The organism is Streptomyces sp. NBC_00727 (assembly GCF_045161745.1).
Taxonomy (GTDB): domain Bacteria; phylum Actinomycetota; class Actinomycetes; order Streptomycetales; family Streptomycetaceae; genus Streptomyces.
On the sequence record NZ_CP108981.1, the window covers coordinates 1,683,728 to 1,697,698 of the forward strand.

A 13,971-nucleotide genomic window follows, 5' to 3' on the forward strand; every position below is an offset into this window, starting at 1 on the left:
CAGGCCCCCTGTCATGCCGGTCGGACCGGATCAGGCCTTCGCCGGTTCCGGTTCGTCGGAGGAGGAGTCCTGCGACTCGGCCGGGGCCGGGGCGCCGGCCTTCGCGGCGCGCTTCGCGTCCTTCTTCCTGCGGCGGCGTTCCTTGCGGAGCTCCACCATCGCGTACAGCGTCGGCACCAGGAGCAGCGTCAGCAGCGTCGAGGTGATCAGACCGCCGATGACGACGACGGCCAGCGGCTGCGAGATGAAGCCGCCCTCGCCGGTGACGCCGAGCGCCATCGGGAGGAGGGCGAAGATCGTCGCCAGGGCCGTCATGAGAATCGGGCGCAGACGGTGGCGTCCGCCCTCGACGACCGCTTCGACGATGCCGAGGCCCTGGGCCCGGTACTGGTTGATGAGGTCGATCAGCACGATCGCGTTGGTCACGACGATGCCGATCAGCATCAGCATGCCGATCATCGCCGGGACGCCCATCGGGGTGCCGGTGACGACGAGCAGGCCGATCGCGCCGGTGGCGGCGAACGGGATGGAGACCAGCAGGATCAGCGGCTGGATCAGCGACCGGAAGGTGGCGACCAGCAGCATGAAGACGATCGCGATGGCCGCCAGCATGGCCAGGCCCAGGTTCTTGAAGGCGTCGTCCTGGTCCGAGGAGACACCACCGATGGTGGCGGTGGCGCCCTCCGGCAGGTCCAGGGCCTTGATCTTCGTCTGGAGCGTGGTGCTGACCGCGCCGGTGTTGTCACCGGTGGGCCGGGCGGTGATGGTCGCGGCGCGCTGGCCGTCGATCCGGGTCATCGAGACCGGTCCGGGGACCAGCTTCACGTCGGCGATGGTGCCGAGCTTGACCTTGCCGAGCGGAAGGTCCTTCAGCTCCTGCATGGTGGTGGCGGGGTGGGCCGACTTCACGACGACGTCGCGCTCGGCGTCGTCCATGATCGCCTTGCCGGACGGGGTGCCTCGCACCGCTCCGGCGACGGCCGCGCCGAGCGTGGCCTGGTTGTAACCGGCGTCGGCGGCCTTCTCGTTGGCCTTGACCGAGATCCGCGGGACGCTCTGCGCCAGGTCGCTCTGGACGTCGGTGACGTCCTTGAGCTTGGCGACCTCGGCGCGGACCTGCTCGGACGCCTTCTTCAGGGTGTCCGCGTCGGCCGACTTCACCACGACGCTCAGGTCCTGGCTGCCGAAGCCGTCGCCCGCGCTGATGGTGGTGTCACCGATGCCGTCGAGCTCGGCGAGGCCCTTCTCGATGCGGTCCTGCGTGGCCTCGAACTCGGCGGAGTCCTTCAGGGTGACCTGGTAGGACGCCTGGTTGGAGCCCGTGCCGCCGCCGAAGGCGGCCATGAAGCCGGACGAGCCGACGGTGACCTGGTAGTCCTTGACGCCCTCCTCGTCGGCGAGGAGCTTCTCGACCTTCCTGGCCGCCTCGTCGGAGGCCGCCAGGCTGGTGCCCGGGTCGAGCTTCTGCTTGATGGACAGGACTTCCTGCTCGCCCTGGTCGAAGAAGTTGGTCTTCAGCAGCGGTGCCATGCCGAAGGTGCCGAACAGGACGGCGACGGCGATGACGACACTGGTGATGCGGCGCCGGGTGGCGAAGCGCAGCACCGGGACGTAGATCCGCTGGAGCCGGCTGCGGGCCTCCTTCTCCTCGGCCTCGCGCCGTGCCTTGTCCGGGTCCTCGGCGGTGCCCTTCGGGGCGCGCAGGAACCAGTACGACAGGACGGGGACGACGGTCAGCGAGACCAGCAGCGAGGCCAGCAGGGCCGCGGTGACGGTCAGCGAGAAGGAGCCGAACAGCTCGCCGACCATGCCGCCGACGAGGCCGATCGGCAGGAAGACGGCGACGGTGGTGAGGGTCGACGAGGTGACCGCGCCGGCCACCTCCCTGACCGCGGTGATGATCGCCGACTGGCGCTCCTCGCCGTATCCGAGGTGCCGCTTGATGTTCTCCAGGACGACGATCGAGTCGTCGACGACCCGGCCGATCGCGATGGTGAGCGCGCCCAGGGTCAGCATGTTGAGCGACAGGTCGCGGGTCCAGAGCACGATCAGCGCGAGGACGACGGAGAGCGGGATGGAGACCGCGGTGACCAGGGTCGAGCGCAGCGAGGCCAGGAAGACCAGGATCACGATGACCGCGAAGAGCAGGCCGAGCGCGCCCTCGGTCGTCAGGCCGGAGATCGCCTTGGAGACGGCCGGGCCCTGGTCGGAGACGACGGTCAGCTCGGCGCCGGAGCCGAGGTCCTTGCGCAGGTCGGGGAGCTTGTCCTCGACGGCGTCCGAGATGGCGACGGCGCTGCCGTCCTTGTCCATCGTCGCCATGACGGCGAGGCTCGGCCGGCCGTTGGTGCGGGTGATGGAGTCCGCGGTGGCGGCCTCCTGCTTCACGGTGGCGATGTCACCGAGCCGGACCGGCTTGCCGGGCTTGCCGCCGGCCGGGTTCTGGCCGGTGACCCGCAGGTCCTCGATCTGCTTCAGCGAGGTGAAGGCTCCGCCGACCTGGATGGTGCGGCTCTTGCCGGACTCCGAGAAGGCACCGGCGGGGACGGTCGCGCCGCCCGACTGGAGTGCCTGGGAGAGCGCCGTGGCGTCCAGTCCGGCGGCGGCGAGCTTCTTGTCGTCGGGGGTGACGGAGACCTGGAGGTCCCGGACGCCGTCGACGGAGACCTGGCCGACGCCGTCGATGTCCTCCAGGGCGGGGACGACGGTGCGGTCCAGCTGGTCGGCGAGCGCCTGCTGGTCCTTGTCCGAGGTGACGGCGAGGACGACGGTCGGGATGTCGTCCGTCGAGCCGGCGATGACCTGCGGGTCGACGTCCTCGGGCAGCTGGACGCGGGCCCGGTTCACGGCCTGCTGGATGTCGGCGACGAGCTGCTTGGTGCCCTCGTCACCGAAGTCGAAGGACGCCATGATGACGGCGTTGCCCTCGCTGGCGGTCGAGGTGACGCCGGTGACGCCGTCGACGGCCTTGATGGAATCCTCGAGCGGTTCGACGACCTGCTTCTCGACCACATCGGGGGACGCACCCTGGTAGGGCGCGAGCACCGACACCATCGGGAGTTCGATGGTGGGCAGCAGCTGCTGCTTGAGCTGCGGGATCGCGATCGCTCCGAAAACGAGCGCGACGATCGAGATCAGCCCGATCAGGGCCCTTTGCGCGAGGCTGAATCTGGACAGCCAGGACATGGGTGGGTCTCTCTTCTGTGGCTTACTCGGCAGGTGGGCGGGTGACTCGGGGACAGACCCGGCCCACCTATACGATCGCCGATCCCCGGGACGAAAGTCCTCGGCCCCAGGGTCTCTTTCTCACGCTCCGCATACCGCAGCTGGAGTACGCCCCGGCTGCACCCTCACTCCACCCTCGGGCGCACCAGGCCCGATTCGTACGCTATTACCACGAGTTGTGCGCGGTCCCGGGCGCCCAGCTTGGCCATCGCCCTGTTCACATGGGTCTTGACGGTGAGTGGGCTGACGGCCAGGCGCTCCGCGATCTCGTCGTTGGACAGCCCGCCCGCGACCAGGACCAGCACCTCGCGCTCCCTGGTGGTGAGGGCCGCCAGCCGCTCGTTGTACGCGGCCGCGCCCGGCCCGTCGCCGGCCCCGCTCCCGCCCTGCGCGAGGAACGTGGCGATCAGGCCCTTGGTGGCGGCCGGCGAGAGCAGCGCCTCGCCCCCCGCGGCGATCCGGATCGCGTTGAGGAGTTCGTCCGGTTCGGCGCCCTTGCCGAGGAAGCCCGAGGCCCCGGCGCGCAGCGACTGGACCACGTACTCGTCCACCTCGAAGGTGGTGAGCATGACCACGCGGACGTCCGCGAGATCCGGGTCGGCGCTGATCATGCGGGTGGCGGTGAGTCCGTCGGTGCCGGGCATCCGGATGTCCATCAGCACCACGTCGGGCCGCTCGGCGCGGACCGCCTCGACGGCCTGCGCCCCGTCCGCCGCCTCGCCCACCACCCGCATGTCGGGCTCCGAGTCGACCAGCACCCGGAACGCGCTGCGCAGCAGCGCCTGGTCGTCGACGAGCAGGACCTTGATGGCCGGTGTCATGCGTTCTCCCCCGTCCGGCCCGCCGCGCCCGGCCGACCGGGCTCCTGCGCGCGGGCCTCGACGGGCAGGATCGCATGGACGCGGAACCCGCCCCCGTAGCGGGGACCGGCGGTGAGGGTGCCGCCGAGCGCGGTGACGCGTTCGCGCATCCCGAGCAGGCCGTGGCCGCCGCCGGGAGCGGCCGGCCCGGTCCCGGCACCGTTCCCGCGGCCGTTGTCCAGGATCATCACCTCGGCCGTGGCTCCGACCCGCACGACGCTGACCTCGGCCTTGGCGCCCGGGCCGGCGTGCTTGCGGACGTTGGTCAGGGCCTCCTGGATCACCCGGTACGCGGCCAGGTCGACGGCCGAGGGCAGTGGCGGCTCGCCCTCGGCCGCGCAGGCCACCTCGACGGGCAGCCCCGCCTGGCGCACGCTCTCCACGAGCTGGCCGAGGACCGCGAGGCCGGGGGCCGGTTCGGTGGGGGCCTCCGGGTCGCCGGACTGGCGGAGCAGGCCGACGGTGGCCCGTAGCTCGTTGAGGGCGGAGCGGCTCGCCTCGCGGACGTGGGCGAGGGCCTGTTTGGCCTGGTCGGGGCGCTTGTCCATGACGTGGGCGGCGACCCCGGCCTGCACGTTGACCAGGGCGATGTGGTGGGCGACGACGTCGTGCAGGTCGCGGGCGATGCGCAGCCGTTCCTCGGCGACCCGGCGGCGGGCCTCTTCCTCGCGGGTCCGTTCGGCGCGTTCCGCGCGCTCCCTGATGGCGTCGACGAACGCGCGCCGGGAGCGGACCGCGTCACCCGCGGCGCCGGCCATCCCCGTCCAGGCGAAGATGCCCAGGTTCTCCTGGCTGTACCAGGGCGGCGAGCCGAAGAGCATGGCCGCGGCGGTGAGCGCGGCCATCGTGAGCAGCCCGACCCGCCAGGTGGTGGGCCGGTCGGTACGGGCGGCGACGGTGTACAGCGCGATGACGGCGCTCATCACGACGGGGGCCGGCGGGTCGGCGGTGACCAGCTCGACGACGGTCAGCGCCCCGGTGGCGGCGAGCACCGCCATGGGTTCGCGGCGCCGCCGGATCAGGACCAGCGCGCTCAGCAGCATCAGCAGCAGGCTGCTCGCGGCGGGGGTACGGGTGCCGAAGGTCGGGCCGTCGTGCCCGCCCGGGTCGACGAACGACGCGAAGATCATGGCCACGAGCACGGCCAGGGCGAGCGCGCCGTCCAGCGCGAGGGGATGGCCGCGCAGCCAGTGGCGGATGCGCAGGACCCCGGTTCCGAGGGTGGTCACGTCCGGCTACGTTACGGCGTGCCGCTCGCGGGGCGGTCCGGCCGGGAGCGGCGGGCCGGGAGGCACCTGTGCCCCGCGTCCGGCGGGCGCGGGGCACAGGGTGCGGGTGCTGGAGAGCGGTCGGCGTCAGCCGGGGATCAGACCGTCGTCGCTGAGCATGGCGCGTACCTCTTCGAGGGTGGCGTCCGGTGACGGCAGGATCAGTTCGGACGGTTCCAGGGAGTCGTCCGGCAGGGGCGTGCCGAGTTCGCGCACGCGGGCCAGGAGTGCGTGGAGCGTGGTGCGGAAGCCCGGTCCGTCACCGCTCTCCATCTCGGCCAGCAGGGCGTCATCGAGCTTGTCGAGCTCGACGAGATGACTGTCGGCCAGGAGTGCCTGGCCCTCCCCCATGATCCGTACGATCATGACGCCGCCTCAGTTCTTGTCGAATTTGTGCGACTGGTCGCTCTGCGGCTGGGCGTCCTGCCGGCCGCCCTCGATCGCCTGCTGCGAGGAGGACCCGCCGGCCAGTTCGGCCTTCATGCGCTGGAGCTCCAGCTCCACGTCCGAACCACCGGAGATCCGGTCCAGCTCGGCGGCGATGTCGTCCTTCGCCGTGCCGGTCGGGTCGTCGAGGGCGCCGGAGGCGAGCAGCTCGTCGATCGCGCCCGCGCGGGCCTGGAGCTGCTGCGTCTTGTCCTCGGCCCGCTGGATCGCCAGGCCGACGTCGCCCATCTCCTCGGAGATGCCGGAGAACGCCTCCCCGATCCGGGTCTGCGCCTGGGCCGCCGTGTAGGTGGCCTTGATGGTCTCCTTCTTCGTACGGAAGGCGTCCACCTTGGCCTGCAGCCGCTGGGCCGCGAGGGTGAGCTTCTCCTCCTCGCCCTGCAGCGTGGTGTGCTGCGTCTCCAGGTCGGTGACCTGCTGCTGGAGGGCGGCGCGGCGCGACAGCGCCTCGCGCGCCAGGTCCTCGCGGCCGAGCGCGAGCGCCTTGCGGCCCTGGTCCTCCAGCTTCGAGGACTGGCCCTGCAGCTGGTTCAGCTGCAGCTCCAGCCGTTTGCGCGAGGTCGCCACATCGGCGACACCGCGGCGTACCTTCTGAAGCAGCTCCAGCTGCTTCTGGTACGAGTAATCGAGGGTCTCGCGCGGATCCTCGGCCCGGTCAAGGGCCTTGTTTGCCTTCGCGCGGAAGATCATCCCCATACGCTTCATGACACCGCTCATGGGCTTCGCGCGCCCCCTTCTGACTCAACTGGGCTCCAGCACTCCAACAGAACCCACAGTACGGGCCCTGCCTCTATTACCGCACTGTTCGAGCGTGGATGGGCTCCTCCCCAAGGACGACTGTGTGCCCGGCCCGGTCCGGCCCAGGGAGTAGGTGATGCCCGTATCGTCCGCTCGTACACCGGCAAGGACGCGGGCCGTTGCCGGATCGTTCCCGGCCGGCCTGCGGGGATCGGCGATCGACCCCGTACCCTTGGGCCTTGTGTTCCGTAGCCGTTCCAAGGAAGAGAAGGCCCCCACCGACAAGGTGACGGCGGACCTCTCCAAGACGCCCCGCGACCCGCAGGCCCCCAAGGGTCGCCCCACCCCCAAGCGCAGCGAGGCCCAGACGCAGCGCCGTCGTGCCTCCAGTGGTGCGCCGCTCGACCGCAAGGAGGCCATGAAGCGCCAGCGCGAAGCGCGGCGCGTGGACATGGCCAAGCAGCGGGAGGCGCTCGCCAGTGGCGACGAGCGTTATCTGCCGGCGCGCGACAAGGGGCCGGTGCGCCGCTTCGTCCGCGACTTCGTGGACTCGCGCTTCTGCATCGCGGAGTACTTCCTGCCGCTCGCCGTGGTCATCCTGATCCTCAGCGTGATCCAGGTGCAGGGCATCCAGAACATCTCGCTGCTGCTGTGGCTGATCGTGATCGTGCTGATCGTGCTCGACTCGGTCGGGCTCGCGTTCCGCCTGCGCAAGCAGCTGAACACGCGGTTCCCGGACACCCCGAAGCGCGGCGCGGTCGCCTACGGCCTGATGCGTACGCTTCAGATGCGCCGGCTTCGCCTGCCGAAGCCGCAGGTCAAGCGCGGAGAGCGGCCCTGAGTACGGAGTCTTCCGGCCCGGTCGACGGTATTTTCGTCGGCCGGCCGGCCGGTGCGGTCTCCGGTTTCGCCGGAGCCTCGACGGCCTGGACCAAGGGGCTCTCGGGTCTGCGCAACACCGTGCGCCAGGAGCTGGTCGCCCGGCAGCTGGACGAGCAGATAGCGGCGCGCTTCCCGGTCGGGCAGCGGCTGCGCATCCTGGACGTCGGCATGGGCCAGGGCACCCAGGCGCTGCGCCTGGCCCGGGCCGGGCACAGCGTGACGGGCCTGGAGTCCGACGCGGAGATGCTGCGCATCGCCCGTGAGGCGCTGGGCAGCGAGCCGGCCGGTATCCGGGAGCGGGTCCGGCTCATCGAGGGCAACGGCCAGGACACCGGGGTCCACTTCCTGCCCGGCAGCTTCGACGTGGTGCTCTGCCACGGCGTGCTGATGTACGTCCAGGAGCCGGACGCCATGGTGGCGGGCCTGGCCAGGATGCTGGCGCCGGGCGGGCTGCTGTCGCTGCTCGTACGGAACGCGGACGCGCTGGCGATGCGGCCCGGGATGGCCGGGGACTTCGCGGGGGCCCTGGCGGCCTTCGACACGGACCGGTACGCCAACCGGCTGGGCCTGTCCGTGCGCGCGGACCGGCTCGACGCGCTGACGGCGACGCTCGCCTCGATCGCGGCACCGCTGCACGCCTGGTACGGGGTGCGGATCTTCACGGACAACGTGAGCAACGACGTGGAGCTGCCGTCGGCCGCGGAGCTGGAGCGGGTGCTCGCGGCGGAGGACCGGGCGGGTCGGACGGACCCGTATCGCGGTGTCGCGGCGCTGCTGCATCTGTGTGGCGTACGGGGGTGAGTCCGGGGTGGCGTTCGGCCCGGGGCGTCCGGGCGAGCGCTTCGTCCTCAGACGCCGGACGGGCTGAAGGATTGCCCTCAATCGCCGGGCGGGCTTGATTTTCAGCTGCCCGGCTCTGTCATGTGCGGGTTTTCTCCTCTGGATGCGCTCAACGGGCCACCCTTCGGGGCAAAAGCAATAATCCGGACATGGATGCCATTCACTCCCGTCGCCGTGCGCGCCGGCTGCTGCTGCCCCTGTCCGCGGGGGTCTGCGCGGTCGCGCTGGTGAGCGGTTGCTCCGGTTCGAACGCCCCCGCCGCGGGGCCGGACGCGACGGCGTCCGGCTCGGCGCAGCCCGGTCCGGCCGCGAAGGCCACCGGTGATCTGGAGAGCGATTACCAGTCCGCCATCAACAACGTGCTGCCGTCGGTCGTGCAGATCGACGCCTCCGAGAGCCTGGGCTCCGGTGTCGTCTACGACGCCAAGGGCCACATCGTCACCAACGCCCACGTCGTCGGCGACGAGAAGTCCTTCAAGGTCACGGTGGCCACCGGCGAGAAGGTGCTGAAGGCATCGCTGGTCGCGGCCTACCCCGAGCAGGACCTGGCCGTCATCAAGCTCGACGACGTGCCCGACGGGCTGCGGCCCGCGAAGTTCGGCGACTCCGAGAAGGTCGCCGTGGGGCAGATCGTCCTCGCGATGGGCTCGCCGCTGGGCCTGTCCAGCAGCGTCACGCAGGGCATCGTCTCGGCGCTCGGCCGGACCGTGAGCGAGAGCCGCGCGGCCGGCGGCACGGGCGCGACCATCGCGAACATGGTGCAGACCTCGGCGGCGATCAACCCGGGCAACAGCGGCGGCGCCCTGGTGAACCTGGACAGCCAGGTCATCGGCATCCCGACGCTCGCCGCGTCCGATCCCCAGATGGGTGACAGCGCGGCCCCCGGGATCGGCTTCGCCATCCCGGCCTCGATGGTGCGGACGGTCGCGGACCAGATCATCAAGAACGGAAAGGTGACCGACTCGGGCCGGGCGGCGCTCGACATCACCGGCCGCACGGTCGTCAACGACGACTACCGGCCGGCGGGCGTCGCGATCGTCAGCGTGCAGAAGGGCGGCGCTGCCGACGGGGCGGGGCTGCGGGCCGGCGACATCATCACGAAGGTCGGCGGCGCGAAGGTCACCACGATCACCTCGCTCTCCGAGGCCCTGGCCGGCCGGAAGCCGGGCCAGAAGGTCAAGGTGACGTACACGCGCGGATCCTCGGAGAAGACGGCCGAGGTCACCCTCGGCGAGATCTGAACGCACCGAGATCTGAGCGTACGAGGACGGCTGCCGCCGGGTGGGTCCGTGAGGGCCCGCCCGGCGGCAGCCGTACGCCGTCAGCCCGCCGCGTCCGCCTGAAGGCTCATCGGGCCGTAGATCTTCGCGCCGTCGTCGAAGAGCGTGACCTGGTCCGCCCCACCGTCCAGGAGTTCCTTCCAGTACTCACCGATCCAGGACTCCGCGTCGCCCTGGGTCGTGAACTCCTCCGGCTGGAGCGCCGGCTCCGTCTCCGTACCGTCGGACTTCTCGAACCGCCACGTCCACGCCATGTGCGCCTCCCGGTAAGTCGTTCCCGTCGGCAGCCTAGAGCCTGTGGGGCGGATCTTCGAGAGCCCACGTCGCGCACCGCGCGCGGCGACGCGGGAGGATCGGGGCGTGGAACTGACTCTGCTCGGCACCGGAGCCCCCGACGGGCTGCCGCGGCCCGACTGCCCCTGCGCCGCGTGCGCCCTCGCCCGCGGCGCCGGCAGCCGGGCCGCGACCGCCCTCCTGATCGACGACGCGCTGCTGCTGGACCTGACGCCCGGGGCGGTGTTCGCCGCCGCCCGCGCGGGCCGCTCGCTCACCGGCGTACGCCAGGTGCTGCTGACCCACCCGCACGACGGGCCCGCCGTCGAGCTGCCCGCCGGGCTGCCCGCGGCGGGCCGGGTGCCGGACGGGCGGGTGCTGACGCTGATCAGCGGGCACCGGGTGCGGGCCGTGCCGATGGACGCGCCCGGTACGGGGTACGAGGTGACCTCGCCGGAGGGCGCCCGGCTGCTCTACCTGCCGCCGGGCGGCGCGCCGGCCGGGCTGACGGACCCGGTGGCGCAGCCCTACGACCTGGTCGCCGGGGACGTCGTCGGGCGGCCCGACGCGGTGGCGCGGCTGCGGGCCGTCGAGGCGATCGGGCCCGCCACCGAGCTGATCGCGGTCCACCTGGACCACGACGCGCCGCCCGGCCCCGACCTCGACCGCCGGCTGGCCGCCGCCGGGGCGCGGGCCGTGCCGGACGGCACGACGCTGGCGGTCGGCGGCTTCCGCACCCCGGCGGAGGCCCCCCGGCGCACCCTGGTCACGGGCGGCGCGCGCTCGGGCAAGTCCGTCGAGGCGGAACGCCGGCTGGAGACGTATCCGGAGGTCGTGTACGTGGCGACCGGCGGCGCCCGGGACGGGGACGCGGAGTGGGCGGCCCGGGTCGGGCTGCACCGGGAGCGCCGGCCGGCCGCCTGGCGCACCGAGGAGACGTGCGAGCTGGCGGAGCTGCTGTCGTCGGACGGGCCGCCGCTGCTCATCGACTGCCTGTCCCTGTGGCTGACGGATCTGATGGACCGGGTGGACGCCTGGGACGACGCGGCGTGGGCGGCCGGCGGCGAGCGGGCGCTGCGCGCGAGGACCGCGGAGCTGGTCGCGGCGGTGCGCGGGACGCGGCGCACGGTGGTCCTGGTGACCAACGAGACCGGCTCCGGGGTGGTGCCGGCGACCGCGGCCGGCCGCCGCTTCCGCGACGAGCTGGGCCGGCTGAACGCGGCGGTGGCGGAGCAGTGCGAGCAGGTGCTGCTGGTGGTGGCGGGGCAGGTGCTGCCGTTGCGGGGCTGAGGGGTGCGCCACGGCTCCGGACGGTGCGCGAAAACGCGGCGGGTACTGTTCCGCAGTGAGCCCGCCGGCGGGCTCTCCGGCCACTCCACGTATCGACCCGCGAGGCAGACCCCCGTGAATCTGGACGACTTCTCCGACCTGATCGAACGCCCCGACGGGGGTGTCCGGCGCGACGCCGAGGAACGCCGGGAGCGGTTGCGCGTGCCCCCGGGTGCTCTCGGGCGCCTGGACGAGCTGGGCGAGTGGCTGTCGACCGCGCAGCAGGCGTCGCCGGTGCGGACGATCGAGCAGCCGCGCGTGGTGCTGTTCGCGGGTGACCACGGGGTGGCCGGGCTCGACGTGTCCGGCCGCGCGGCCGGCACCGCGCACGAGCTGGTGCGGGCCACGCTGGAGGGGGCGACGCCGCTGGCGGTCCTGGCCCGCAGGTTCTCCGTGCCGGTGCGGATCGTCGACGCCGGACTGGACTGCGACCCGGAGCTGCTGCCGGAGGCCGTCGTACGGACCCGGGTGCGGCGCGGCAGCGGGCGGATCGACATCGAGGACGCGCTGACGGCCGAGGAGGCCGAGGCCGCGGTGCGGCTCGGGATCGCGGTGGCCGACGAGGAGGCCGACTCGGGCACCGACCTGGTGGTGCTCGGCGACCTGAGCGTGGGCGGTACGACGGCGGCGGCCACGCTGATCGCGGCGCTCTGCGGCACGGACGCCTCGGTGGTGACCGGGCGCGGCGGTGCGGGGATCGACGACCTGGCCTGGATGCGCAAGTGCGCGGCGGTGCGCGACGCGCTGCGCCGGGCCCGGCCGGTGCTGGGCGACCAGCTGGAGCTGCTGGCGGCGGTGGGCGGCGCGGACCTGGCGGCGATGACCGGCTTCCTGCTGCAGTGCTCGGTGCGCCGGCTGCCCGTGGTCCTGGACGGTGTGGTGGGCGCGGCGGCGGCGCTGGTCGGCCAGCGGGCCGCGTTCCGGGCGCCGGACTGGTGGCTGGCGGGCCAGCTGAGCGGTGAGCCGGCGCAGGCCAAGGCGCTCGACCGGATGGCTCTCAACCCCGTGCTCGACCACGGCGTCGTCGTCGGCGAGGGGTGCGGGGCGCTGCTCGCCCTTCCCTTCGTCCAGGCCGCCGCCGCGCTCGTGGCGGAGCTGCCCGAGCGCGAGCCCGAGGCGGAAGAGGGCAGCGCGGACGACGAGAAGGACGACGCGACGGACTGACGCCGGCACCACCTGGCGGGCGGCGGCGCGGCCGTCAGGGCTTGGTGGGCGGGAGCGGGACCCGGTCCGGTGCCCCGCCGATCAGGTCCTGGAACTTCCGGCGCGGGCCGACCCAGCGGACGTCGTGGTGGTAGGCCCGCAGCACCGACCGGGAGCGGGCCCGGTGCCGGTTGCGGTAGAACCGCTTGGCCCACAGCGAGGTCGGCCGGGCCAGCCGTACCGCCCCGACCAGCGCCACGAACGGGACCAGTGTGCCGACCACCGCCATCCGCGCCTTGCCCTTGAACAGGGTGATCAGCACGAAGCAGAAGTTGAGGACGACGGTGAGCACGGCCCCGAGCCGGCCCTGCTGCTGATCGTCGCTCAGGTCGTTCACGCCCAGCGGGGAGAACCCGCCGAGCACCAGCAGCACCAGGGCCGCCGTGAGCACGACGACCTCCACGCTCCGGCGCCCCTCCTCGGTCCAGTACACGTCGTCCAGGTGCAGGATCAGGGCGAACTCGTCCAGCACCAGGCCCGCGCCCATGCCGAAGACGACCGCGCAGACCGACGCCGTGACGCCGTGCCGCCCGCTGGCCACCGCGCCGAAGCCGCCGACGACGCTCAGCACCACGCCGGGCACCACGTGGTGGATGTGGACGCCGCCCGGCGTGATGTTGCGGAACGGCCCCTTCCCCGCCCGGATCATCCGGGTGATGACCCGGGTGATCGCGAAGGTCAGCACGAAGGCGGTCAGGGCCAGGAGCAGGGGCAGCTTGCCCGGCTCGACGAAGTTCTGATCGAACCAGTGACCCATGCCACGCACTCCCACTCGTCCGCCTGTGCCCCGTTATGCGGCATTCGGACAATCTAGCGGCCGTCGCCACCGATTAGCCTGCGCGCCGTGACCTCCCTGAACAGCCACGGCCTGCGTTTCGCCTTCGGCACCCTGACCGTGCTCCCCGTCCGCGTCACCCGCTGGGACCGGGGGGCCGCCCGCGCCGGGATGCTGTGCGCACCGGTGGCCGGGCTCGTCGTCGGCGTGCTCGCCGCCGCCCTGGGGAGCCTGCTGCTCTGGGGCGGGGCTGGTCCGCTGCTCGCCGCCGTCGCCTCCGCCGCGGTGCCCGCCGCCCTCACCCGGGGGCTTCACCTGGACGGTCTCGCGGACACCGCCGACGGCCTGGGCAGCGGCAAGCCGGCCGACGACGCGCTGCGCATCATGAAGCAGTCGGACATCGGCCCCTTCGGCGTGATCACCCTGCTCCTCGTCCTGCTGGCCCAGGTGGCGGTCCTCCAGCAGCTGTACGCGCGGGGCTGGGCGCACGGCGCGGTGGCGGCCGTCGCCTCCGCCGTCGTCGCCCGGCTCGCGCTGACCCTGGCCTCCCGGCACGGCGTCCCGGCGGCCCGGCCGGAGGGCCTGGGCGCGGCCGTCGCCGGCACGGTCCCGGTGGCCGGCGCCCTGACGGCCGGGCTCGCGGTGGTGGCCGCCTGCGCGGGCGCGGGGGCGTTGTCCGGCGGGTACGGGGCGCTGCGCCACGGCCTGGCGGCCGTGGCGGCACTGGTGGCGGCCGAGCTGCTGCTGCGGCACTGCGTGCGGCGGTTCGGCGGGGTGACCGGGGACGTGTTCGGGGCGCTGGCGGAGACGGCCGCGACGGCGACGCTGGTGTGCCTGGCGCTGGGCTGAGG

General features: G+C 72.8%; 13 protein-coding genes. 6 read left to right on the forward strand and 7 right to left on the reverse strand.

The window, feature by feature from the left end; translation table 11 throughout:
* Positions 1 to 30: 30 nt before the first annotated feature.
* From OG242_RS07470 to OG242_RS07490, 5 genes are all read right to left on the reverse strand, one after another.
* On the reverse strand, positions 31 to 3,186 hold the full coding sequence (locus OG242_RS07470; protein ID WP_405897390.1) for an efflux RND transporter permease subunit: 3,156 nt from the start codon (positions 3,184 to 3,186) through the stop codon (positions 31 to 33).
* A gap of 164 nt (positions 3,187 to 3,350) precedes the next feature.
* On the reverse strand, positions 3,351 to 4,046 hold the full coding sequence (locus OG242_RS07475) for a response regulator (protein ID WP_405897391.1): 696 nt from the start codon (positions 4,044 to 4,046) through the stop codon (positions 3,351 to 3,353).
* Positions 4,043 to 5,314 carry a sensor histidine kinase gene (locus OG242_RS07480; RefSeq protein WP_405897392.1) on the reverse strand — a complete coding sequence of 424 codons (1,272 nt, stop codon included), beginning with the start codon at positions 5,312 to 5,314 and terminating at the stop codon, positions 4,043 to 4,045. Before OG242_RS07480 ends, OG242_RS07475 begins: the two co-directional genes overlap by 4 nt.
* A gap of 126 nt (positions 5,315 to 5,440) precedes the next feature.
* Positions 5,441 to 5,719, reverse strand: coding sequence for a hypothetical protein (locus tag OG242_RS07485; protein ID WP_405897393.1), 279 nt, complete (start codon positions 5,717 to 5,719; stop codon positions 5,441 to 5,443).
* A 9-nt stretch (positions 5,720 to 5,728) separates the two neighbouring features.
* A complete protein-coding gene (locus OG242_RS07490) occupies positions 5,729 to 6,505 on the reverse strand; it encodes a PspA/IM30 family protein (RefSeq protein WP_405897394.1) in 777 nt (258 codons plus the stop codon).
* A 274-nt stretch (positions 6,506 to 6,779) separates the two neighbouring features.
* Between OG242_RS07490 and OG242_RS07495 the strand changes: the two genes are divergently transcribed.
* From OG242_RS07495 to OG242_RS07505, 3 genes are all read left to right on the forward strand, one after another.
* Positions 6,780 to 7,379: a DUF3043 domain-containing protein gene (locus tag OG242_RS07495; protein WP_361344865.1), complete on the forward strand. Its 600-nt coding sequence runs from the start codon at positions 6,780 to 6,782 to the stop codon at positions 7,377 to 7,379.
* A 119-nt stretch (positions 7,380 to 7,498) separates the two neighbouring features.
* Complete coding sequence (locus OG242_RS07500; protein ID WP_405897395.1) at positions 7,499 to 8,221, forward strand: class I SAM-dependent methyltransferase; 723 nt, start codon at positions 7,499 to 7,501, stop codon at positions 8,219 to 8,221.
* A gap of 188 nt (positions 8,222 to 8,409) precedes the next feature.
* Positions 8,410 to 9,501: a S1C family serine protease gene (locus OG242_RS07505; RefSeq protein WP_405897396.1), complete on the forward strand. Its 1,092-nt coding sequence runs from the start codon at positions 8,410 to 8,412 to the stop codon at positions 9,499 to 9,501.
* 80 nt (positions 9,502 to 9,581) lie between these two features.
* Here OG242_RS07505 and OG242_RS07510 read toward each other — a convergent pair whose 3' ends face one another.
* Positions 9,582 to 9,794, reverse strand: coding sequence for a hypothetical protein (locus OG242_RS07510; protein ID WP_405758743.1), 213 nt, complete (start codon positions 9,792 to 9,794; stop codon positions 9,582 to 9,584).
* A 106-nt stretch (positions 9,795 to 9,900) separates the two neighbouring features.
* Between OG242_RS07510 and OG242_RS07515 the strand changes: the two genes are divergently transcribed.
* Positions 9,901 to 11,103, forward strand: a complete 1,203-nt coding sequence (locus OG242_RS07515; protein WP_405897397.1) for a bifunctional adenosylcobinamide kinase/adenosylcobinamide-phosphate guanylyltransferase — start codon at positions 9,901 to 9,903, stop codon at positions 11,101 to 11,103.
* A 114-nt stretch (positions 11,104 to 11,217) separates the two neighbouring features.
* Positions 11,218 to 12,306, forward strand: coding sequence for a nicotinate-nucleotide--dimethylbenzimidazole phosphoribosyltransferase (locus OG242_RS07520; RefSeq protein WP_405897398.1), 1,089 nt, complete (start codon positions 11,218 to 11,220; stop codon positions 12,304 to 12,306).
* 34 nt (positions 12,307 to 12,340) lie between these two features.
* Here the strand turns inward: OG242_RS07520 and OG242_RS07525 are convergent, their stop codons facing one another.
* Positions 12,341 to 13,102, reverse strand: a complete 762-nt coding sequence (locus tag OG242_RS07525) for a hypothetical protein (protein WP_405897399.1) — start codon at positions 13,100 to 13,102, stop codon at positions 12,341 to 12,343.
* A gap of 87 nt (positions 13,103 to 13,189) precedes the next feature.
* Here OG242_RS07525 and OG242_RS07530 point away from each other — a divergent pair, with 87 nt between their 5' ends.
* Positions 13,190 to 13,969: an adenosylcobinamide-GDP ribazoletransferase gene (locus tag OG242_RS07530; protein ID WP_405897400.1), complete on the forward strand. Its 780-nt coding sequence runs from the start codon at positions 13,190 to 13,192 to the stop codon at positions 13,967 to 13,969.
* The last annotated feature ends 2 nt before the right edge of the window (positions 13,970 to 13,971 follow it).

Coding starts and splice junctions, on each gene's coding strand:
- OG242_RS07490 (WP_405897394.1), bottom strand. CDS start 6,505: ATGAAGCGTATGGGGATGATCTTCCGCGCGAAGGCAAACAAGGCCCTT.
- OG242_RS07525 (WP_405897399.1), bottom strand. CDS start 13,102: ATGGGTCACTGGTTCGATCAGAACTTCGTCGAGCCGGGCAAGCTGCCC.
- OG242_RS07470 (WP_405897390.1), bottom strand. CDS start 3,186: ATGTCCTGGCTGTCCAGATTCAGCCTCGCGCAAAGGGCCCTGATCGGG.
- OG242_RS07510 (WP_405758743.1), bottom strand. CDS start 9,794: ATGGCGTGGACGTGGCGGTTCGAGAAGTCCGACGGTACGGAGACGGAG.
- OG242_RS07485 (WP_405897393.1), bottom strand. CDS start 5,719: ATGATCGTACGGATCATGGGGGAGGGCCAGGCACTCCTGGCCGACAGT.
- OG242_RS07475 (WP_405897391.1), bottom strand. CDS start 4,046: ATGACACCGGCCATCAAGGTCCTGCTCGTCGACGACCAGGCGCTGCTG.
- OG242_RS07505 (WP_405897396.1), top strand. CDS start 8,410: ATGGATGCCATTCACTCCCGTCGCCGTGCGCGCCGGCTGCTGCTGCCC.